Source organism: Halomonas sp. AOP22-C1-8, from assembly GCF_052378905.1.
GTDB classification, from domain to species: domain Bacteria; phylum Pseudomonadota; class Gammaproteobacteria; order Pseudomonadales; family Halomonadaceae; genus Vreelandella; species Vreelandella citrativorans.
Genome location: NZ_JBQSYD010000024.1, coordinates 41,923 through 63,977, shown reverse-complemented (window position 1 = coordinate 63,977; position 22,055 = coordinate 41,923). Strand labels below are relative to the sequence as shown.

At 56.4% G+C, this 22,055-nt stretch carries 19 protein-coding genes; 11 read left to right on the top strand and 8 right to left on the bottom strand.

Going from position 1 to position 22,055, the window contains the following annotated elements; translation table 11 throughout:
• Positions 1 to 28: 28 nt before the first annotated feature.
• The 4 genes from ACT3TY_RS13395 to ACT3TY_RS13380 all read right to left on the bottom strand — a co-directional run bounded on the left by ACT3TY_RS13395 (position 29) and on the right by ACT3TY_RS13380 (position 5,129).
• Positions 29 to 1,039: a lysylphosphatidylglycerol synthase transmembrane domain-containing protein gene (locus tag ACT3TY_RS13395; RefSeq protein ID WP_444628549.1), complete on the bottom strand. Its 1,011-nt coding sequence runs from the start codon at positions 1,037 to 1,039 to the stop codon at positions 29 to 31.
• Positions 1,040 to 1,043: 4 nt separating this feature from the next.
• Positions 1,044 to 1,874 carry a DUF2334 domain-containing protein gene (locus ACT3TY_RS13390; protein WP_441679619.1) on the bottom strand — a complete coding sequence of 277 codons (831 nt, stop codon included), beginning with the start codon at positions 1,872 to 1,874 and terminating at the stop codon, positions 1,044 to 1,046.
• Positions 1,867 to 3,009: a glycosyltransferase family 4 protein gene (locus tag ACT3TY_RS13385; RefSeq protein WP_441679617.1), complete on the bottom strand. Its 1,143-nt coding sequence runs from the start codon at positions 3,007 to 3,009 to the stop codon at positions 1,867 to 1,869. The genes ACT3TY_RS13390 and ACT3TY_RS13385 overlap by 8 nt, the downstream gene beginning before the upstream one ends.
• Before the next feature lie 182 nt (positions 3,010 to 3,191).
• A complete protein-coding gene (locus ACT3TY_RS13380; RefSeq protein WP_444628552.1) occupies positions 3,192 to 5,129 on the bottom strand; it encodes an exoribonuclease II in 1,938 nt (645 codons plus the stop codon).
• A gap of 162 nt (positions 5,130 to 5,291) precedes the next feature.
• On the opposite strand from ACT3TY_RS13380, the gene ACT3TY_RS13375 reads away from it, so the two are divergent.
• From ACT3TY_RS13375 to ACT3TY_RS13345, 7 genes are all read left to right on the top strand, one after another.
• Positions 5,292 to 6,089 (top strand): HAD family hydrolase, encoded by a 798-nt coding sequence (locus ACT3TY_RS13375; RefSeq protein WP_444628546.1) that lies wholly within the window; start codon positions 5,292 to 5,294, stop codon positions 6,087 to 6,089.
• Between the two features lie 129 nt (positions 6,090 to 6,218).
• Positions 6,219 to 6,944 carry a response regulator gene (locus ACT3TY_RS13370; protein ID WP_193056748.1) on the top strand — a complete coding sequence of 242 codons (726 nt, stop codon included), beginning with the start codon at positions 6,219 to 6,221 and terminating at the stop codon, positions 6,942 to 6,944.
• 80 nt (positions 6,945 to 7,024) lie between these two features.
• Positions 7,025 to 8,440: an ATP-binding protein gene (locus tag ACT3TY_RS13365; RefSeq protein ID WP_444628550.1), complete on the top strand. Its 1,416-nt coding sequence runs from the start codon at positions 7,025 to 7,027 to the stop codon at positions 8,438 to 8,440.
• A gap of 111 nt (positions 8,441 to 8,551) precedes the next feature.
• Complete coding sequence (locus ACT3TY_RS13360; protein ID WP_441679561.1) at positions 8,552 to 9,811, top strand: ABC transporter substrate-binding protein; 1,260 nt, start codon at positions 8,552 to 8,554, stop codon at positions 9,809 to 9,811.
• Positions 9,812 to 9,946: 135 nt separating this feature from the next.
• A complete protein-coding gene (locus ACT3TY_RS13355; protein WP_192527813.1) occupies positions 9,947 to 10,873 on the top strand; it encodes a carbohydrate ABC transporter permease in 927 nt (308 codons plus the stop codon).
• Complete coding sequence (locus tag ACT3TY_RS13350; RefSeq protein WP_441679560.1) at positions 10,866 to 11,744, top strand: carbohydrate ABC transporter permease; 879 nt, start codon at positions 10,866 to 10,868, stop codon at positions 11,742 to 11,744. Before ACT3TY_RS13355 ends, ACT3TY_RS13350 begins: the two co-directional genes overlap by 8 nt.
• A gap of 38 nt (positions 11,745 to 11,782) precedes the next feature.
• A complete protein-coding gene (locus tag ACT3TY_RS13345) occupies positions 11,783 to 12,904 on the top strand; it encodes an ABC transporter ATP-binding protein (RefSeq protein ID WP_172117196.1) in 1,122 nt (373 codons plus the stop codon).
• Between the two features lie 7 nt (positions 12,905 to 12,911).
• Here the strand turns inward: ACT3TY_RS13345 and ACT3TY_RS13340 are convergent, their stop codons facing one another.
• The 3 genes from ACT3TY_RS13340 to ACT3TY_RS13330 all read right to left on the bottom strand — a co-directional run bounded on the left by ACT3TY_RS13340 (position 12,912) and on the right by ACT3TY_RS13330 (position 16,377).
• Positions 12,912 to 13,958 (bottom strand): YcjF family protein, encoded by a 1,047-nt coding sequence (locus tag ACT3TY_RS13340; protein WP_444628544.1) that lies wholly within the window; start codon positions 13,956 to 13,958, stop codon positions 12,912 to 12,914.
• Positions 13,955 to 15,343, bottom strand: coding sequence for a YcjX family protein (locus tag ACT3TY_RS13335; protein WP_444628542.1), 1,389 nt, complete (start codon positions 15,341 to 15,343; stop codon positions 13,955 to 13,957). The genes ACT3TY_RS13340 and ACT3TY_RS13335 overlap by 4 nt, the downstream gene beginning before the upstream one ends.
• 164 nt (positions 15,344 to 15,507) lie before the next feature.
• Positions 15,508 to 16,377, bottom strand: a complete 870-nt coding sequence (locus ACT3TY_RS13330) for a D-hexose-6-phosphate mutarotase (RefSeq protein WP_444628541.1) — start codon at positions 16,375 to 16,377, stop codon at positions 15,508 to 15,510.
• Between the two features lie 150 nt (positions 16,378 to 16,527).
• Between ACT3TY_RS13330 and ACT3TY_RS13325 the strand changes: the two genes are divergently transcribed.
• The 4 genes from ACT3TY_RS13325 to ACT3TY_RS13310 all read left to right on the top strand — a co-directional run bounded on the left by ACT3TY_RS13325 (position 16,528) and on the right by ACT3TY_RS13310 (position 21,395).
• Entirely contained in the window at positions 16,528 to 16,770 is a 243-nt protein-coding gene (locus ACT3TY_RS13325; RefSeq protein ID WP_192527808.1) for a GlsB/YeaQ/YmgE family stress response membrane protein, read from the top strand.
• Positions 16,771 to 16,959: 189 nt separating this feature from the next.
• Positions 16,960 to 19,425 carry a DUF1266 domain-containing protein gene (locus ACT3TY_RS13320; protein ID WP_444628539.1) on the top strand — a complete coding sequence of 822 codons (2,466 nt, stop codon included), beginning with the start codon at positions 16,960 to 16,962 and terminating at the stop codon, positions 19,423 to 19,425.
• 85 nt (positions 19,426 to 19,510) lie between these two features.
• Positions 19,511 to 20,146 (top strand): C40 family peptidase, encoded by a 636-nt coding sequence (locus ACT3TY_RS13315; RefSeq protein WP_444628538.1) that lies wholly within the window; start codon positions 19,511 to 19,513, stop codon positions 20,144 to 20,146.
• A gap of 61 nt (positions 20,147 to 20,207) precedes the next feature.
• On the top strand, positions 20,208 to 21,395 hold the full coding sequence (locus tag ACT3TY_RS13310) for an MFS transporter (RefSeq protein WP_193056741.1): 1,188 nt from the start codon (positions 20,208 to 20,210) through the stop codon (positions 21,393 to 21,395).
• A gap of 53 nt (positions 21,396 to 21,448) precedes the next feature.
• On the opposite strand, the gene ACT3TY_RS13305 is transcribed toward ACT3TY_RS13310, so the two are convergent.
• Positions 21,449 to 21,931 (bottom strand): FKBP-type peptidyl-prolyl cis-trans isomerase, encoded by a 483-nt coding sequence (locus ACT3TY_RS13305; protein WP_172117189.1) that lies wholly within the window; start codon positions 21,929 to 21,931, stop codon positions 21,449 to 21,451.
• Between the last annotated feature and the right edge of the window lie 124 nt (positions 21,932 to 22,055).

Genomic DNA, 22,055 nt, shown 5'->3' with positions numbered 1-22,055 from the left:
TCTTCAAGTTGACTGCACCGCCGTCATTTTAACCCTCGACCTCACGCTTGCGCCCTTCAAGAATTTTTCTGAGCAGCGGGCGTCCTGCCATCAGCATAAATACCGGTGCCCCGGCGATCAGATAAAAATAGTAGGTGACGGCACGCCAGATCAAGATGGCGGCTGCCGCACTGCTTTGACCCACGATAGGGGCCAGCAGAGCCGACGAGGAGAGCTCTGCACCCCCAGCACCGCCGGGCAGCAGGGTCAGCTGGCCTGCCGCCATGGAGAGCATCTGCACCAGGAAGGTCCATGCCCAGTCCAGATGTTGCCCAAGACCGTACAGCGTGACGTAGAGAATGCTGTAGCGCACGATCCAGTGCACGATCCCGAATCCGAAGGCCAACGCCAGCGCTGAGCGCGGCAACTGAAGGGTTTCGGTAAAGGCCTGCTTGAAGAGCAGGATACGGCGCACCATGGCATGCTGAAGCCGTGCACTGACACGCATTCGAGACAGTAGGCGGCCGGTCACAATTAGTACGCGACGATGATAGCGGCCTATGAGAACGACGCCGAGCAGCGCCAGGCACAAGAGTGCCATGGGCACCACCAACATCCATCCTAGGCGGGCATCAATGGAGCGCGTGATGACATAAATCATCATCGCGATCATCGAACAGAGAAAAAACAGCAGGTCAATGATCTGGTCTACAGCAAAAATGGCAGTGGTCTGCGCGGGTCGTACGCCACGTCGCGTGAGAAGGGCGATCAGTGTCAATGGCCCACCGCTTCCCCCTGGCGTGGCGCAAATGGCGAATTCAGTGGCCATTACCGTACCGGTTGCACGCATCAGGCCCATGTTGCCGGCGCGTCCCGCCAGTAGAACACGCAGCTTGGCACCGTTAAGCAGCCAGCAGACCAATATCATGCACAGCATCAGCGCAAACAGACTTGGTGGAAAACCGGCAAGTAGATGGATAAGGTCAGTGCCGCCCAATAATAGAGGGATGGCCATAACAGCGATGAGACCTGCGGTCAGCAGCCAGAGTGTTCTTTGCATGCGTTTAATTATTCAGGGGTGGGTTTGGCGCTGGGCGAGCGTTTTCAAGGCGGGTACCCATACGTGATGACAAGGTGCCAGTATCGTGCTGACTGCAATGGCGCTGTAACCAACTGATCTTGGTGGTGGGCCGATAGCCTTCTTCTAACAGGCGCCGAATCGTCGTCAGCCAGTAGCGCCTTGAAATAGCATGGCGCATATCCACGGGGTGTAACCCCAGGCGAATCAGTGGCGCTTGGCGATGACGACGCCTGGCCCGCTCATTAACGACCCAGGACATACCGCGCCGCCAGCGGCTGCGTGCGCTCCACACTAGCGAGGGCGCCTTAATCGGTGTGTAGTCTGGCAGAAAGTACAGCTGGCCGGGGTCGCTGGTATAGGTAAACCCTTGGGTTTTCAGTGCCTGCCGTGCGCCTTCGCCTAAAAGCCAGGCAGGCGCAACGAATCCCTCCAGTGGCCAGTCTTGAGCACGAAAAAGTTCGACGCCACGCTGTAAACGTTCAAGCGCATCAGCGTAGCTGAGCGGGTAAAACTCACCTTCATAGGTATAAAGCCGTCGCATGAAGTAATCGCGCGGCGTGCGGGGGGCGGGCGCATCATCGCAGTGATAGAAACCATGTAACGCCAGTTCGTCTCCGCGCTCCCTGCGCTGATGCAGAAGCTGCAGCATGTCGGTGTCTTTAAAGGTGTTACTGCGATGATGAAAGTCAGGCACGACAAGCCAAGTCATGGGGATTTTTCCCATGCTATCGACCTCCTCGACAAAGGCGCGATAGTCCGGCCAGGTGATGGGGGCAATGTCATGGAGTACCAGTGCAAATTCCCTGTTAGCCATGCTGTGCGCTCACCGTTGCCGTATGACTAATGCCGAGAAGTTCGCGATAGTGCTGCATAACCCCCTGCACGACGATATCCCAGTCATGATGGCGTTCTACATGCGCGCGCGCGCGACGGCCCATGGCTTTTGCATCGTTTTCGAAAAGCGCCTGAATGCTGCGAGCCATATCTTCACTGTCCAGTGGTCGACACAGCATTCCGCACTCTTCGGGAACGTTTTCGGTCAGCGCACCGGCGCGGGCTGCCACTACCGGAATGCCACAAGCCATGGCTTCCAGCACAATCAGCCCGAAGGTTTCCTGGGTGCCCGCATGCAACAACGCATCGCTACTGGCGAAATAACGTGCAATCTCGGCGGTCGGGAAAAAATGATTGATGACCGTTACGTTGTCGGGAACCTGAGTCGGCATTGAGGAGCCGATCATCAGTAAATGATAGCGCTGTGTGGATGTGCCGCTCTTCAGGCGGCGCATGGTCTCCAGCAGGATCGACAGGTTTTTTTCCTGCGAGCCACGCCCGGCAAAAACCAGCAGGCGTGTGTCATCATCAAGCCCCAGTTCGACCCTGACCTGCTCATCGCGAAGTTCAGGACGAAAGGTTGTGAGATCTACGCCCAGCGGCTGAACGCGAACCTCCTTAATACCTAGCCCTTCGAGTCGCTCTGCCATCACACGGCTCGGAGCGAGGACGCGATCATAATGATCATAAAGCCGCGAGATGTAGCCATTGATCAGCGAACGTGACCAGCCCCCCAGCCGATTGCTGATCATGGTGGGTAGGTCGGAGTGGTAAAAAGCTATCAGCGGGATATCAAGCTCACGGGCGCTTGCGATGGCCGCCCAGCCGACGGTATACGGGTCGCCGGCTTCGATCAGGTCCGGACGCACCTCATTAAGCGCTCGCCGCCAAGGACGCCTTGTCAATGGGAAGCGATAGCCATTGCTGAAAGGCAGTGGGGTTGCGGGCACATCAACACGATGATCTTGGGCTATATACACATGGCGCTCGCCAGGCACCAGCAGGGTATGGCGAGCATCGGCCAGGGCGTTCAAGCGATGACGCTTGGCATCAAGATAGGTACGTACGCCGCCACTGGAGGGCGCATAAAACATGGTCATGTCGGCAATATGCACTACGCCGATACCTCCTCGAACCACTGATAGTTGAGCGGGCGACTTATGATTGCAAACGCAGGGGGCTGCAGGCGCCCCCTGTATAATGTGTCATTTTGATGACCGCTGAAGCAAGCGGCAACAGACTATTGCCTGTCACATTGCCGAGGTCATAAGCCCGCCCATATGGGCGGGCAGACACTTTAGGCGGGGCGTGCCACCAGCGAACGGGTCTCTTCACGCGCTTCTACCAGCGCAACACGCAGGCTATCGCCCAGTTTATAGCGCTCTTCACCCTCGATCTGAATGCGTCCCTCTTTATCATCGATAGCCACTTTGTCGCGGTCGCTATGCATCAAGGGAGCTGGAACAAACGCGGTAGCGCCATTCTCAATCAGGCGTACGCGCATTCCGCCACGGTTAATCGCCATAATGTCAGCTTCAAACGTGTCCTGGTTCTGCGCCGCAGGCGTTAAGAAGCGCACGTAGAGCCAGTCTTTCACATCACGCTCGGCCATCCGGTTTAGGCGGCGGCGCTCGGTGAGCTGCTCGGTTAACGCCTGGCTTGCTTCTGCCGGGGCCTGTTCGCTTTTCAGTACGCGTTTGATCAAACGGTGATTGACCATATCGCCATACTTACGAATCGGCGATGTCCAGGTCGCGTAAGCAGCCAAGCCAAGGCCAAAGTGCGGGCCGGGCTGAGCAGACATGCTCGTAAAGCCCTGGAAACGACGCAGACGGGCATCCAGCCAAGCGTCATCGCGGCTCTCAAGCGCGCGCTTAAGCTCTTTGTAGTGATCCAGTTCCGTTAACGCTTCACGCTCAACGGTAATCTCCTGGCTTGCCAGGAACTCTTGCGCCGCCTCGGCTTTTTCGGGCTCAAAGGCACGATGCACGTTAAAGATACCGTGGCCGATGTGGCTTGCCAGGAAGTCCGCGCAGCAGGCGTTGGCCGCAATCATCGACTCTTCAATCATGCGGTTGGCGATACGCCGGTCTTCGGTATTGATCGCCAGCACATTGCCTGCCGCGTCCAGCTCAAAAACGTAATCGGGGCGATCTTTAAAGACCAGTGCGTGCTCGTTGCGCCAGGCGGTACGTGCTTCGGTGAGTTCCTGCAGCGCAGCAAGCTGCTCGGCGATGTTATCTTCGGGTGCCCAATCGCCTTGACCGTCAATCCAGTCAGAAACGCGGTCATACACGAGCCTGGCGTGCGATTTAACGTTCGCCGCGAAGAAGCGGTAGTCACCCAAGCTGCCGTCGGCATTGATAACCAACGTGCAAGCGAGTGTCGGGCGCTCTTGGCCTTCGCGTAGCGAACACAGGTCATCGGCCAACTGTTCAGGCAGCATGGTCACGTTTTGGCCCGGCAGGTATACGGTGAAGGCGCGGGTACGTGCTTCCAGGTCAGCGGCATGCCCCTCTTCTACATAGGCAGTGGGGTCCGCAATCGCGACGCTTAGCTGCCAGCCGCCTTCCGCGCGTTTGCTGACGTGTAGCGCATCATCCATATCGCGGGTTTTTTCACCGTCGATAGTGAAGAAGGGCTGCTCGGTAAGGTCTTCGCGGGTCAGGCCTTCTTCGTGTAATGGCCATTCGGTGCCCGCATCGGGGCAGTCCTGTTCCAGCGCGTGACGGGCAAGTGTGACGCGCCATGGCACCGCAGGGTCGTCCGACTTGGCGACCAGCTCATCAATCTGGGCAAAAAAGCCGCGGTCATTCTCTTTAAGCGGATGGCGAACCAGGCGGGCAACCACCCAGTCACCATCGGCAATGCTGGCTTCATCCAGGCTGTTTTTGATACGTGACTTGATCACATTACGAATAGAAGGGTGATCAGGGACGACGGCCAAACGATCTTCGCGCTTTTGAACACGCGCCACAAAGCGGTCAAGACCGGCTTCAACCAGCTTTTCAGGCTCAACCGATTTCTTGTCACCGTTTTCGTGAATCACCGCTTCTACGCGGTCACCGTGAATCACCTGCTTCATCGCGGGAGGCGGCACGAAGTAGGATTCACCGTTATCGGTCTCGAGAAAGCCAAAGCCTTTCTCGGTGGCTTTAATCACCCCTTCAGCGCGCGGGGTGGTATCACGAATTTGTTGCTTGAGCTGAGCAAGCATAGAATTATTCTGAAGCATGAGATCAATCAGTTGGCGAGAGTAGCTTGCCACTATACGGATTCCCAGGGGCTGCGCCAATTATCCGCCGTGGAAGTTGATGTTAGTTAGATAGTATCAAGGTGTTACATAGCTCAAGGAGGATCGGTTAAGCTGATGTTTCATTAATGGAGAGCGCACGTTATGACACCACGGCTGATTGTTTCTGATCTTGATGGCACCCTGTTGGGGCGCGACCATCGCTTGCACGAAGATACCATTGAGGTCTTGAGAACGTTGGTCAACCAGGGGCATCTCTTGGTGCTTGCATCAGGACGCCACTATGCCGATATGCGTGTTTTTAGAGATCAGCTCAATGTTCCCATCCATTTAATCAGCAGTAACGGTGCCTATACACACGACCCTAACGATCAATTGCTGGCGGCCTACCATGTCGGGTCCCCTCAGGCTGCCGCGTTGATTAAATTGCCGCGCCCGGACGGTGTACGGTTAAGCCTTTACCTGGACGATGCCTGGTACATAGATGCTGAGTCGCCCAGCCATTTGGAAATGCATGCAGCCACGGGATTTGTCTACCAGGTGGTGCCGCCGGAGAAGATGCCTACCGAGGGGATCGGTAAGGTGCTTTACGGCGGGCGCCCCGATGCGCTGTTAAAGGTCGAAACCGCCATCCGCGAAATTAATGATGGCTCGCTTCACGTGACCTATTCAACCAGCGATTCGTTAGAGATTATGGCGGGAGGCGTCAATAAGGGAGTAGCTTTGTCGGCGCTGCTCAAGCGCCTCTCGGTTGCACCTGAAGACTGCCTTGCTTTTGGCGACAACCTCAACGACGTTGAGATGCTAAGCTTGGTGGGAGAGCCGCACTTCATGATTAACTCACACCCAGAAATGGCCGGCAGGCTAAACGCCGCGCGGCAGATAGGCCACCACGGCGAGGCGGCCGTCGCTGTGCTGTTACGCGAGCGATTTGCACTCTGAAAGCGACATTAAAAAGAAGATTCGTTAGCGTCAGTCCCATCATTAGTCGAAGGGGGCTTGAGATACCCGGTCCCCTCGACCATCATCATGGCCCCAGAACGACAACAACGTAGGGCCAAAGCCGCTGCAATGACGACACCCGCTGCTACCTTGATTGTGGTCGATGACGATCCGGAAATTCGTGAGCTGCTTGCTGATTATCTGGGTCGCCACGGTTATCGCGTTTTCACCGCCGATGGCGCCGAGGCGCTGCATGCTCTGCGCTTGGAGTGTTCTCCCGACTTGCTGATTGTCGATTTAATGTTGCCCGGCGATGACGGGTTTACCATCTGCCGTGATGTGAGAAAACATAGCGATGTGCCGATTATTATGCTTACGGCCAGTGCTGATGAGACTGATCGAATTCTCGGCCTGGAGTTAGGTGCTGATGACTACCTGAGCAAGCCATTTAACCCCCGCGAGCTGTTAGCGCGCATTAAAGCGGTATTGCGGCGTACGCGCAGTGATGCGGCGCCTATTCCCACAGGGCAAGCGCGTTGGGTGGGGTTTGGTCAGTGGCAGCTGGATCGCATGACACGAGAGCTGATTGACGAGAAGGGTGAGCGTACCTCGCTCTCAGGGGCCGATTTTCAACTACTCCAAGTGTTTCTGGAACACCCTGCCACGGTGCTCTCGCGGGATGATCTCTATGCGCTGACCCGGGGGAGAGACGCGCCGCCGTTTGATCGCTCCATTGATGTTCACGTTTGTCGGCTTCGCCAACGGTTGGGCGAAGATGCTCAGCATTCGCAACTGATCCGCACGGTGCGAGGGGCGGGCTATGTGTTAACCGCCCAGGTAGATGCATTAACGTGAAAGCGACAGGATGGAGAGGCATTAGACGTAGGCTGGCCCGCTGGCTGCCTGCTTCTCTGCGTGGGCGTTTTGTCATTATCATGATCGCTGGGGTGCTGGTGGCTCAAGGCGCCAGCTATGCGCTTTGGAGTTCTCAAGTACGATCCAGCCATTTGGCTCAGCTTGATGAGCTGTCCACCAACATGGCCTTTAGCATCGCCTCCACCATGCGGTTCTTCCGCTCGCTACCCGTTGAATACCGCCATATTGTGCTGGATCAGTTACGCAATATGGGCGGAACGCGGTTTTTTGTGAGCGTTAACGAGCGCCGACTCATGGTCAACGATATTGGCTCGGGGCTGGAAAAAGAAGTTGTCGTTAACAACGTACGTTCGGTGCTCACTCGCGAGCTTAATATTGACGATGTCGTCGTCGAATTTTCGCGTCCGGAAAATCTGCGCGTACTCAATAACGAGGTGCTTCTTTATGACCTGCCGCCCCGTTGGGGGCAGCACAGCCTGATGATGGAGCCGCTATCGCCGCCCATTTTAGTCGTACAGTTAGAGCTTTCACCCGGCACCTGGCTTTACGTTGCCACGCTCTTGGGCGTGCCCGATATTTTTAGCGGCTATCGCTGGCTTTCTGAAGAGCGTTTGCTGGTAGGGCTTTTGGTACTGCTGAGCGTGTTGGCGCTTTCGTTACTGGGCATTACCAGCGTGACCCGGCCGCTGGCACGGCTTTCACGCGCGGCTAGGCAGTTGGGAGATGACCTTGATATTCCCCCCTTAAAGGAGAGCGGCCCCAAAGAGGTGGCGGCCACTGCCATTGCGTTTAATCGAATGCAGCGACGCATACGCGAGCAGATTGAGGAGCGCGAGCGGCTGTTCTCCGCTATTTCTCATGACCTAAAAACACCGATCACCCGTATGCGCCTGCGTGCCGAGATGCTGGATGACACGCTCCAGCGCGAGCGTTTTTGTGCCTCTCTGGACGAATTGGATAGTTTGGTAAAAGGCGCGCTGGCATCGGTAAAAGGGCTGGACCTGCATGAAGAACCAGTGCCTGTCTCCCTGGAGCAACTGCTTGAAGAACTGGCCGAGGCGCTTAGCTTGCAAGGGGGGGAGGTCAAGATTGAGCGCCAGAGTGCCGTCAACATCGAGCCGATTGTTGCCAAGCCTCTAGCGCTAAAGCGTTGCCTGGCCAATTTGCTTGAGAACGCGATTTTTTACGGTAAGCAGGCGGATATCTATCTGTTTGATGAGGAGGAAAGCGTCACCTTACAGATACGCGATTACGGCCCGGGCATTCCTGAAAAGCAGCTAGAACGCGTGTTTTCGCCCTTTGTAAGGCTGGAACCCTCTCGCAGCCGCCATACCGGTGGTAGCGGCTTGGGGTTAGGCATTGCCAAGCATATCGTCCGGGCACACGGTGGCAATATTCAGCTTGCCAACCATGCCGAACAAGGCCTAATCGTGACCCTTACGCTACCGCGTCAGGAAACTATTACGGGTTTGTAATAAACCTCCAACACTATGCAGCACTCGGTAACTCACGTTGCTGCTTTTCCTGGAGTAACCTTCTAAAGGCCGACCGTCCGAGAGGACAATAACAATATCAGGAGCGACGCAATGCCGATGTTTAAGAAAACCACCCTCGCACTCGCCTTAGCCGGGGCTACACTTGCCGCGACAGCTCACGCCGATGACGTCGAAGTACTTCACTGGTGGACCTCCGGCGGTGAAGCCCGCGCTGCCAACGTGCTTAAAGAGCTGATGGAAGCGGAAGGTTATGGCTGGCAGGATTTTGCTGTCGCCGGGGGCGGTGGTGAAACGGCGATGACCGTGCTCAAGTCGCGTGCCATGTCTGGGAATCCTCCTTCAGCGGCTCAAATCAAGGGGCCTGAAATCCAGGAGTGGGGCGAGCTGGGTCTGTTAGGTAATCTTGATGATGTCGCAGACGCCGAAGGCTGGAATGAACTGCTGCCTGAGGTTGTCGCCAATATCATGCGCTATGACGGTCAGTATGTGGCGGTACCTGCTAACGTCCACCGGGTGAACTGGCTTTGGGCCAACCCTGAAGTACTGGACGCTGCTGGGGTTGAAATGCCAACGACCCTGGACGAGCTGTTTGTCGCGGGAGAGGCCATTCGCGAAGCGGGCTTTGTGCCGCTGGCGCACGGTGGCCAAGCCTGGCAAGACGCTACGGTATTTGAAAGCGTGTTATTAGGTGGTCAAGGCAGTGAGTTTTACCAAGCGGCGTTGGTGGATTTAGATCCGGAAGCGCTGGGCGGCGATCAAATGATCGAGTCGCTGGAAGACTTTAAGCGTCTGCGTGAGCTAATGGACGAAGGTATGCCTGGGCGTGACTGGAACATTGCCACTGCGATGGTGATTGAAGGCGTGGCAGGTATGCAGTTGATGGGCGACTGGGCCAAAGGTGAGTTTACCGCGGCGGGACTGACAGCCGGTGAAGAGTATCTGTGTGCAGCGGCACCCGGCACTGAAGACGCATTTACCTTCAACATTGATAGTCTAGCCATGTTCCGGGTGACGGATGACGGCGAGCGTGAGGCACAACAGGCATTGGCACGTTTGGTACTTGAACCTACTTTCCAGGAAGCCTTCAACCTGGCGAAAGGCTCAATCCCAGCGCGTCCTGATCTGGAGATGAGCGAGTTCGATAGCTGTGCCCAGCAGTCGCTGGCCGATTTTCAGCGCACCGCTGAAGAGGGCGGTTTAGTGCCCAGTATGGCGCACGGTATGGCCGTTCGTGCGGATGTACAAGGGGCTATTTTTGACGTAGTAACTAACTACTTCAATAGCGCTGACATGACCGCTGAAGAAGCCGCTGAACGTATGGTAAGCGCAGCGCAAGCGGCTTCATTCTAACGCACTTTTCGCTTGGCTTAGCCTGACCCAGATAGGGGGCAGGCAATGCCGCCAGGAAATGCTGTAGGGCGCCGCCGCAACGGCGGCGCTTGAGTTTACGGGTAAGCCACTTCTTTTTATAAGAGTTACCTCCCCATGAAAAATACCTCTGCGCTGCGCTTAGGGCCTGGTGCCAAGCGGTCAACATCTTCTGGTGGTTTGCAGGCGTGGCTTCCGCGCCTGGTGTTGGCGCCGTCGGTAGCAATTTCGCTGTTTTTTGTTTACGGCTTTATGCTGTGGACCTTCGTGCTCTCGTTGACCAGCTCGCGCATGCTGCCCAGCTACGATTTTGTAGGCTTTGGTCAATATGCCCGTTTAATGGCGAACGATCGCTGGTGGGTTGCCTCCACTAACTTGATGATATTTGGCGTGCTGTTTGTGGCCATTTGTCTGGTGATCGGTGCGTTTTTGGCCATTTTGCTGGATCAAAAAATTCGCCAGGAAGGCGCACTGCGCACCATTTATCTCTACCCTATGGCGCTGTCATTCATCGTCACTGGCGTGGTGTGGAAGTGGTTGCTTAACCCACAGCTGGGTATTCAAGCGATGGTGCAGAGCTGGGGTTTTGAGTCCTTTCGCTTTGACTGGATTATTGACCCGGATATGGCGATCTACACGCTGGTCATTGCTGCCGTATGGCAGGCATCCGGGTTTGTCATGGCGCTGTTTCTGGCCGGGCTGCGCGGCATCGACGACAGCATTGTCAAAGCGGCTCAGTTAGATGGTGCAAGCCTGCCGCGCATTTACTGGCGTGTGGTAATGCCCTGCCTGCGCCCGGTGGTATTTAGTGCCGTAATGATTTTGGCGCATATTGCGATCAAAAGTTTTGACCTGGTAATTGCACTCACTGGCGGCGGGCCTGGGTACGCGACTGATTTACCGGCCACCTTTATGTATGCCCACGCGTTTAATCGCGCCCAGATTGGCTTGGGGTCTGCGAGTGCCATGCTCATGCTCGGGGGCGTGCTGGCGATTTTGATTCCTTATCTCTACTCCGAATTAAGGAGCCGTAAGCATGGATAATGTCATTCGTCGCCAAACCTTCGCGGCACGCTTGGGCCGGGGTGTGCTGTATGGCGTGCTGATTCTTGCTGCGCTGTTTTATATCCTGCCGCTTATCGTGATGTTGATGACCTCGGTGAAGCCGCTTAGTGAAATCAGCGCCGGGACACTTTTATCGTGGCCACAAAATCCGACCCTCGCGCCCTGGACAAAAGCCTGGGGAGAAGCCTGTACCGGCATGCGTTGCGATGGCGTCGGCGGTTATTTCTGGAACTCCTTTGCGATCGTTATACCCGCGGTATTGATCTCAACCACCATCGGCGCCCTTAACGGCTACGCGCTCACCAAATGGCGCTTTAAGGGGTCCGAATTGGTGTTTGCGTTAATGCTGTTCGGCTGCTTCATTCCCTTTCAGGTGGTGTTGCTGCCCATGGCGCAAACCCTGGGTTGGCTGGGCATTTCCAGCTCACGTGCTGGCTTGATACTGGTGCATGTGGTGTTTGGGATTGCGTTTACCACGCTCTTCTTCCGTAACTTTTATGTGGGTATTCCCAACGAGCTTGTGTCGGCTGCGAAGTTGGACGGCGCCGGATTCTTCCGCATTTTCTGGCGAATCCTGCTGCCGGTTTCTGCACCGATCATCGTCGTCTCGGTGATTTGGCAGTTCACTCAAATCTGGAATGACTTTTTGTTTGGCGTGGCCTTTTCGGCCCACAACACTCAGCCCGTGACCGTGGCACTTAATAATCTTGTCAACACTTCCACCGGCGTACGTGAATATAACGTCGATATGGCAGCGGCGATGATCGCAGCGCTACCCACCCTGGTGGTGTACGTACTGGCAGGCAAATACTTCGTGCGTGGGTTAACCGCCGGTTCCGTCAAAGGCTAGTTCTGAGAAGAGCCTGATAACAAAACAGGGTGTTTTTTATGTCGACATTAGAAATTCGCAACGTTCGTAAAGAGTTTGGCAGCGAGCGAGTGCTGAAAGACGTCAGTATTTCGATTAATTCCGGTGATTTTTTGATTCTGGTCGGGCCTTCTGGCTGCGGCAAGTCCACGCTAATGAACGCGATTGCCGGGCTTGAGCCGGTGACCAGCGGCCATATTTTGATTGATGGCGAAGACGTCACCTTTAACACGCCTGCCGAGCGCGATATCGCCATGGTGTTTCAGTCCTATGCGCTTTATCCCAGCATGACCGTGCGCCAGAACATTAGCTTCGGGTTAGAGATGCGTAAAGTGCCCAAAGCCGAACGCGAAGCCTCGGTAGAGCGCGTGGCAGATTTACTGCAAATCACTCACTTGCTGGAGCGCAAGCCTGCCCAGCTTTCCGGGGGGCAGCGCCAGCGGGTGGCGATGGGGCGGGCGCTGGCGCGGGAGCCCAAGGTCTATCTGTTCGATGAGCCGCTTTCTAACCTGGATGCCAAGCTGCGCGTTGATATGCGCACCGAAATCAAAAAGCTCCACCAGCGCCTAGGCACTACGATTGTTTACGTTACTCATGACCAGGTAGAAGCAATGACGCTGGCCGACTGCATTGCCGTCATGCGTGATGGCAATATCCTGCAGCTTGGCAGCCCTGATGAGGTTTATAACAATCCGGTCGATATGTTCGTGGCGGGCTTTATGGGGTCGCCCTCCATGAACTTTATTCGCGCGATGCTGGAAAAAGAGAACGGCCGCTACCAGCTGCGAATTACAACGCCAGGTGAGATGGATCTGCTGCTTCCCTGGCCTGAAAGCCGTGCGACGCCCGGTATGGATGAGCGTCTTAATCAACCGGTCATTCTTGGCCTGCGCCCAGAACACTTTAGCGAAGAGGATGTGCGTCTAACGGCGCAGGCTGAGGGCACGCTGCTGAACGCACATATCAGCGTGGTAGAGCCGACCGGCGCGGATATCCTGCTGCGGTTGCCGCTGGGCGAGCAGGAAGTTACTGCCCGCGTTGGTCCTAAATGCCCGGTTGTCGCCGGAACGCGCCTGGCGCTGCGTATTGATATGGAACAAGCCATTCTGTTTGATGCGGTGAGCGAGCAGCGAATCGCTTAGCCAGTGACTACTCCCTGGCCCGTGTGGCCGGGGCAGGCTCTTTATCCAACCGTTTGATCTGACGCCAGAGGTCCTGGCGCAGGTCGGCCATTCTGGGTTGCTCTTCGGGTATAAAGGCTACCGGGCGGCAGAGGCGTTGGGCGCGTAGCCCCAAACGGGCGCTGAGCAGCCCGGTGGCCAGGCCTTGGCTTGCGCGAGTGGAAATTCGGCCAGCCAGGTGCAGCGAGAGCATATCCATACTGGCATCGGCGGCGAGTTCGCTTACGCCTGCAAACGCCATGTTGCGCAACACATTTCTAAACAGACGTAAGCGGCTGGCGTAACCAAGTTCCAGGCCGTAAAGCCGGCATAACCTGTCGACCATGGCGAGACTGCGCCAGGCTACCAGCGCCATATCCACCAGCGTAAGGGGGCTGATTGCCACCATAATGGCGGTTTCCCCCGACATACGGGTTATCAGACGCTGCGCCTCACGATCGCGGGGTGCCAACAAGTGGTGGCGCAGCAGCGCCTGAACTTCCTCTCCGTTATGATGCGGCTCACAGGCGCGCTCAAACGCTTGCCAGTGGGGATCGTCCGCTGAAAGCTTTAATTGCTGGCGAAGCGCTTCGGCCATTTTCTTTGCCTGATGGGGCGAGCGTTGGGGCAGTTCAGCTAAATCGCTACGCAGCCGATCATGGCGTTTCAGACGCCTTAATCGGCCGAGTTCTCTGATCAGTGACATGCCCCCTAAGCCAATCAGGCTGATGCCAAACAGCTGCCACGCCAAATTCATCCACGCTGACTGGGAAAGTGCATCGGGAATGCCGGTGGCCAGTTCGATGATGCCCAGCGTGGCTCCACCTGCCAAGGCAAACATTAATCCCCAGCGGCGTTTGCGTGGGGCGCCCAGGCTGGTAGCGGGCAACGCCTGTTCCTCGGCCGCCGTTATAAGGGGCTGGTCATCGTCGGTTGCTTCAAAGCGCTGCTGCTGGCGTAGGCGGGTTTCCTGCTCGGTAGCCGTGTCGGGCGTATCGTGCAGGCGAAAATTACGCCGTGGCTGTGGGTCGGTCATGCGAGTTTATCTCCAATCAGCCAATCAATGGCGGCGTCCATTCGAATATGTGTCAGTGCATCCGATGCCGATGGCATGGGTCGAAAGCTGGGGAAGTCAAAGCCCTGGTGCTGCCAGAAGTCGGCATTGGGCAGGCGGGACGGGACATCGCCAGGGTAAACCAGCACGTCTTCGCCCTCAAGCGTCGTGCCGCGTAGTGCCGAGGAGCGTTTTCCATCTTGCAATACTTCGCGTGCCTCGGTGGCCCGAATAGCAGCAAGCGACAGCGCTTTTACCGGCACGTTGGCAAAGCGTAAATCCTTCAGCGGTTCGGCTAGCAGCGCTTCCAGTAACTGTACAACATGGCTGTGCTGGTCTGGCGTTACGTGATCCGCTTTGGTGGCGGCGATGGCCAAGCGGTCAATTTTGGGTGCGAATAGCCGCGATAGCAGGCTGCGTTTGCCGTAGTCGAAGCTTTGCATTAATTGACGCAGTGCACGGGAAAGGTCCTCAAACCGTTCAGGACCGGCGTTCAGTGCACCCAGTACATCGACCAGTACAATCTGACGATCAAAACGCCTGAAATGATCACGATAGAAGGGCTTCACTACCTGTTGCTGGTAGTAGCGAAAACGGGCAGCAAGCGTGGCGTAAAGGCTGCTTTGGGGCAGGCTGTTGAGCATTTCCCTGGAGGCATCAAGATGGGGCAGAGGGAAAAACTGCAGTACCGGGGCACCTGCCAGCTCACCGGGAAGCAGAAAACGCCCCGGTTGAAGGTCCGAAAAGCCCGCCGCCTTGGCACGACGAAGCCCTTGTGCATAGGCGTCAGCCAAGTGCGCCAGTTGCGCTTCGTCCGCTTCCGAGGCGGGGTCTAAAGATTTCACCGCGTCTAACCACTCGCTGAAGAGTGCGCGCCGCTGCTCGCCTTCCAACAAGGGCTGGGCCTGGCACCAGCTGTAAAAATCGTGCTGCAGCAGCGGTAAATCGAGCAGCCATTCGCCTGGGTAATCAAACAGGTCCAGCGTTAGATGGGCGATATCCGGCGACAGCCAGCCGCTTTGCGCAGGTCGATAGCGCAACTGCAGGCGTAATTCGCTGATGCCCCGTGTCGGTTCGGGCCAGCGCGGTGGCGTATCGCGCAGCGCCGCCATGCCCGGGTCGTAGGGGAAGCGGGGAACGCCAAGATCGGGTTGATTAAGCCGCTGTGCGCCCAGTAAGCGGCCATCCCGGGCGGCGGGCAGTAAATCCAGCCTTGCTTCGACGCCTGCATGACGTAGCTGGTTCACCAACGAGGTTAAAAACGCCGTTTTGCCCGCTTGTGATAGCCCCGTTACCGCTAAGCGCAGCTGACGGTCTCGGCCTCGTTCCAGTAAGTTACTCAGTTCGCGGCTTAACGGCTGGCGCATCCTGGCGTTCCTTTTGTTAATCCTGAATTCAGAAGTCATGGGGCCGTGGCCGTAAGCGGCTCACGTAGTGAGCGAACATTAGTGGCTGGCGGCGTTGCAAACGTAATGGCTAACGTGGTTGCTAGCATAGTGAATAGCATAGCCAAGGGTTGATGAACCGTGCATTAACCGCGACTTAGCGTTGTCCCCAGCAGGTGCTGGGCGCCTGGCACCAGCCACACCGGGTCAAGGCGTGTGTTGGCGGCTTCAATGCACAAAAAATGGCGCGCGGCGTCAGCAGGTGTGTCGCCGGGAGGGTTCGCACTGGGGTGCCACACCACGGTTGAATCGCTTGACTGCTTGGCAACGCGCAAGCGGCGCACGCCATCATGTAGAAGCACGGCTTCATTGCTGTGATAAATTCGGTCGACGCCGCCACGGATAGCCAGCGTGCCTTGTTGCTCGGACTCCGCAAAATCACGCAGTTTGTCCAGGTAACGGGCGCCCGCAAGACCTTCCACACGGCACTGATGCACGTCATCAACGGCTAAATAGGTGTGCAGCGCACCGCTGGTTTTAACCGGCGTATCGCCGATATTTTCACTGATAAGCTCAACATTTAAGCGCTGCGCGTTGGCCTGAACCACCACGCGTGCGGTGAGTTGGTTGTGCAGAGGGTGCTCGGGAGAAAGGTGCACCTCAATTCCCTCTGCGTGCTCATCAACAGCGTCCAGCCGCCAACTGGCTTGGCGAGCCAAACCGTGGAATGGGCCGTCGCGTTCAGGACTTTCGTCGGCGTAGCGCTCGTCTGCAAACCAGGGCCAGCATAATGGGATACCGCCGCGTATAACGTCGGGCGTTGCGGGCGGTGTCGGTGTTACCCAAAGCCAGCCGGTATCATTGGCAGGTTTGAAGTGAAGCACTTGAGCACCTTGTAGGCTAATGGCAAGTTCGCCCCAGGGCATATTGAAAAGAGCGACATTGCGTCCTTCCCACGTCGCTATTTGCTGGCCGTCTACGCTAGCCATAAGAGTTACGAGTGAATCAGGGGTCATGAGCGTTCCTTAAAAGGGCGTGTATCAAATCAGGCAGGATTGTCGCGCTGTGTGCTATGGTAGGACAAGCATAATGAGTAGGTAAAACGCCTAGGTTGGCAGGTAAGAGACATAGGTAAAACCCTGAAAAGTGGATATCAAGGAGGCACTATGGGCTTTATTGCGTGGTTAATTATTGGTGGTTTGGCTGGCTGGATCGCTGGCAATATCATGCGCGGCGGCGGTTTCGGCATCCTGGGCAATATCGGTGTGGGTATCGTTGGGGCCGTGTTAGGTGGCTTTTTGTTTAGTTTGCTAGGCTTGCAGGCGGGCGGCTTTATTGGCTCGCTAGTGACCGCTACGGTAGGGGCTGTCGTACTGCTGTGGGTTATTAGTAAAGTGCGAAGCGCGTAGTGTTAAATAAAAGACGTCGTGCTTAAGCGGCGCACTGGTTCGATATCATTTGCTGCCCGGCCTTGTGTCGGGCAGTGTCGTTTTGCACCAATCGGCCAGTTTAGCTATCGGTCTTGCCACCACTTTCCGTTACACTAAGGCGCTTTGCTCTAGCGCACTGCTGGTAGATTTTTTGTTTCGAGGTGTCTCTTGGTCGACGCGTTAAACGCTTGGTGGGCCCAACAGCTGGTGCTGTGTGATTGGGCATTTACCCCGCATCCGCTCTCGGTGGATACGCAAGCTGCTGAGCAGCGTTTGCTGCAACTGGGTATTACCAGCCGTAACGAGCTGGCCGAACAGCTTTTTCATGCGTTAGGCGCTTCGACAGGAGAAGCAGACCGCTTATTGGGCGCGCTTGAGTGGTCGGCGTTGGCCGGGGCAGCAGGGTGGTTAAATGCCGATCAGGCTCATGCCTGGGCGCACCATGTTATCCGCCGTATTACCGCTGACTACAGCGATTTACGCGGCTGGCTTTCAGAGTTGCGCCGGGTGCTGGGCGCCAAGGGCTGGGAAACCGGCGCGGATGATCGTTTTATTGACGCCTGCCAGGCACTCTCAGCACTGGAAAGCGAAGACGAAGGGATTACCTGGCAAAGGCTTGAACATACGCTGGCACAGTTGCCCGCGCCGGCGCCGTTATGGCCCCAGGCGGCAGAAGCGCAGGTGTGGCGTTTATGTGCGCTGTTTCGCCCCGTTATTAGCTACCCCGCAAGCCGAGCCGATTGGCCGGAAGCCGACCAATGGCTTGAGCGCATTTGGCAGATCAATGACCGCGAGCAGCTACTCGAAGTGGCGCTATGGCTGAGCGCTCAGGGAGAGCGTCAGCGCTGGGATATTGAAGCTCGTGAGCTGCTGGGGATGGATAACGCCCAACGGCTTGCTTGGCAGCAGGATGAAATAGAAGACTCGCCCTACGCGGGTGTCCTCAACGCGTTTGTAAGCCAAGGCGAGCCGCTTGAGTGGGCCGCGTGGGACTGGCTGCGGCTGGTGGAGATTGCCTGGGCCGGTGCTTGCTGTGGTTGGTTAAGCCAGGCAGAAGCGGATGATCTTGCATGCCACGCAGCGGACCTGATGAATCATCGCTACCACGACTGGCGCGCTATTCTAAAAGCCTATATGCGCGGTCAGAGCCTTTTTGAGGGTGTCGACCGACGCGATATGACGCCTAACCCTCATCACGTCTTACTGCTCAACGCAGCGCATAGCCCATGGGCCTGCCCGCCCTCTACGCTGTTGAATGAAGCGAGTCGCCAAGCATCACAGCAGCGTGTCAAAGCGTGGCGCAATACGTCCCATCACTGGCTGCTGGCGTTAGCGGGGGTACGTGAACCCGATGTCATGCTGCGCCAGCTAAACCCCGGCGCACCCATTGCCGAGCAGCGTCGAGCAGATGCCGCGCTTTACCTTCAAGAGTCGCTTGGCCTGCATGCGGATGAGGGCCCTGCTGTTCTGGCCCGTTACTGGCTGCCTGCCCAGGCACATCATCTTAATCAGTTAGCGGCCGATGCGGTGCACGGCGTGTTGCCGCCATCACACACGCTGTTTGGTCAGCCCGCGTCAGACGAGTTGAAGCAGCGTAATGCGGTGAAGGGTGTCAGCCGTCATGCGGCAACGATCCATATGGCGGAAAAGTTTGCCTTCTATTTGCACATGTCGCTGGATAGCGGTTTATTCGAGCGTGAGCCGCTGCTTGCTTATGCCCGTGAACTGCGTAGCTGCTTGTGCCGTTTTTACCCTAACCCCAAACGGTTGCTGGAAGCCTGGTTTGCCTGGGAAAGCTGCTTGCCGGAGCCTGAGCATACCTCGCTAATTAATGAGATCGCTTGGCACCTGGAAGATCCCGGGAGCCTCTTTTACTGGCTGGATTGGCGCCCCGATGCCTGGTGCGAGCCAGGCGGACGGCCAACGCTTACCCACTTTACGGCCATGTCACTGGTTGGGCCGCTTAATAGTGCCGTGTGGAGTGAGCCTCAGCCAGAAAGCGCGCGCGAGTGCGCGGACATTAAAGAGTGGGTGGAGAGTCACTATCACTTGAGCAGTGCCGCCGATATGCAAGAGTTTCTAACCTTTATGTTGGAAGCTGGCGACCGCCAGGAGTATCAGATCAACTATGCGCCCTATACTCTGAACCCGGAGCGTCTAGAGGCCGAAATCGCGATTCTGGAATCGGGTGACTGTGCCGAAGAAGATCGCCACCATCTGCTTCGCCTACGGCGTGTGCAGGGTAATGAAGATAGCTGTAATGATGTTGACATGGCCGCATGGGATATTGCTCAGCTTGTCGATTTGGCGATCGCTGCCCGGCAGTTGGGTTGGCTGGAAAGTCAGGCATTTGCCGAGGTGCTGGACCGTGCGTACCATTTGGCGGCTGATCACTATGCTGGCTGGCAAGAGTACGCCGCAGGAATGTATGCTGGATTCTCGTTTTTTATGGGTGAAACGCCCGAACGTGACAGCTTTTTAGCCGGGTTTCGTCAAGCCATGGTGGCTTGGGTGTGCGGTGCACCGATCCTTGCGGGCCCTTGGGCAAGCCTCGATTTTCCGGGTAATAAACCGCGCCATTTTGCGCCGCTGCATATCGACACCTTACCCGGTGATTCACGAACATTACATTGAGGCTCGCCAACCATGCATTGTCTAGCTTATAGTTTAACGCGTGTTAATTACCCTACCTTCACCATAATAGTACGAGGTTAATCGCATGGTTGCGTTGCCACACCCCGCTGTGACCGCTGTCCGTGTTGTAAGTGTTTGTGTTGTCATTGCTTTTCTGGCTGGCTGTGCAGGCTCTTCGCATCAATCTATCGAGCCGCCCGAGGACTATTTCTCGATGACGCTGCCAGGAATGGCGAAAGGCGTTAGTCCTCAGATGTCACCCGTCAGTAATTCGTTAGACCAGTTACGTAGTTTTCAGACACCGCCATCGACTCTGGTGCGTCAGGCACTACTGGAACAGCACCAGCGATGGTCGGGGACGCCTTACCGCATCGGCGGGACGTCAGAACGAGGAATCGACTGTTCGGCGCTGGTACGTAATGTTTATCGCGATACGTTTAATTTAGAACTACCCCGTTCCACTTCGGGCCAGATACATGAGGGACGCTCGATCGACCGCCAAGAGCTGCAGGCGGGCGATCTGGTTTTCTTCCGTCCGCCAGGGCGTTATAATCATGTGGGGATCTATGTCGGAGATGGCTACTTTTTACATGCCTCTACCTCACAAGGCGTCATCATTTCCAGTTTGGATAACAGCTACTGGCAGCGTTATTACTGGCAGTCGCGTCGGGCGCTGGAACCCACCAACCTTGCTTATTTAGGCAGTAACTTCACTCCGTGAAGGGGCAGGGCTGTTGGCGTTTCGCTTCCAGCCCCGCAAGTTGTCTACTCCTGGGAATGGCATGATTGAAGCCAAAACACGTGCTTGGTGGCGAGCAACAATGGCCCTGTGTTTAGGGTCATTTCTGGTATTTATTAATCTGTATGTTCCTCAACCGTTACTGCCCGAGCTTAAAACGGCCTACGAGGTGTCTACCTTAGGCGTCAGCCTGCTGATGTCGGTTGCTACGCTGTCGCTTGCCTTGTCCCTGTTGGTCTTTGGACCGCTTTCCGATGCGATAGGCCGTGAAGGCATTATGCGTATCACGCTACTGCTGGCGGGGGGCTGTTCGCTGGCGCTGGCATTTGCTCCGAACTTTGAAAGTCTGCTACTGCTTCGCTTGGTTCAGGGATTTGTATTAGGCGGCCTACCCGCCGTTGCTATTGCCTGGATGGGCGATGCCTTTGAAAAGTCTGCGCTGCTAAGCGCCGTAGGGCTCTATATTGGTGCCAATACGCTAGGCGGTATTAGCGGTCGGGTCGTAGGGGGGGCCGTCGCGGAGATAGGTGGGCCCTCCGCTTCCTTTATTGTGGTTGGGGCGATGACGCTGGTTGGCTGCGCAGTATTTTGGCGCTTATTGCCTAATAGCCATGCGTTTGAGCCCAAGCGTTTTCAGCTTCGCCGCGCGCTGGTAGACCTAGCCGGGCATTTGCGCAACCCGGTGCTGCTTGCAGCCTACTGCCTGGGCGGCATCAATTTTCTTATCTTTATCAATCAATATAGCTACATCACCTTTCGCTTGGCCGCTACACCTTATGCGCTGGCAGCGAGCGGGCTGGGGCTGATTTTCCTGACCTATTTGGGTGGCACTTTTGCATCGGCTATTTCTGGCCGACTGGCCGAGCGCACGTCTCCGGCTACTTGCATGATGGCAGGCGTGGCGATTCTGATGACAGGTACCGCCGTCACTCTGCATGATTCGCTGGTGCTAATTATTGTCGGTCTAACGATTAATGCGTTTGGTTTTTTCTTAACGCACTCACTGGCGTCCAGCTGGGTGGGGCGTTATGCCCAAGGCGCGCGTGGCAGTGCGTCAGCCCTTTACCTGGTGTTTTATTACGTGGGCGCAAGTCTCGGTGGCTTCTGGCTGGAGCCTTTTTGGCAGGGAGCTGGCTGGCTTGGTGTGACCTGGGCTTCGTGGATTCTGTTAACGGTTACGTTAACCATCACGCTAGGAATGTGCTGTTTCGAGCGCCGTTGCTGCCTTTAATGAAGGCATAAAAAAGGCAGCCCGCAGGCTGCCTTTTTAGCAAACGTGGGCACTTAGTGCTCAACGCCACCTTCACCGTGCACATGGCCGTGCTCGGTTTCTTCCTGGCTTGCTTCACGTACGGTTGCAATCTCAACGTCAAAGTTAAGTTGCTGGCCTGCCAGCGGGTGATTGCCGTCAACGATGACGGTATCGCCTTCGATGTTCTTAACGGTCACCATTAGCGGGCCACCTTGAGTCTGGGCTTGGAACTGCATGCCCGGCTCAATGTTTTCAACGCCCTGAAAAGCATCACGCGGTACTTCTTGTACCAGCTGCTCTTGGACTTCGCCGTAGCCCTCTTCGGGGGATACTTTAACGTTCAGCTTGTCGCCCGCTGCGCGGCCTTCCAGCTCTTTCTCCAGGCCCGGGATGATGTTGCCAGCGCCATGAAGATACGTGAGCGGCTCACGGCCTTCGGAACTGTCGAGCACCTCACCTTCATCGTTGGTCAGGGTATAGTGGAACGCGACAACCGAGTTTTGCGCAATTTGCATTGGATAACCTTTCGGTGAGTGCATGTCCCAATATGGTAACGCGTGAGGCGTGGCTTGTCAGGGGGTAAACCGGGTTTTTACGCCTGATCGTTAATAGTGGTGTTGCGCCTTGCAGTCACCGGGG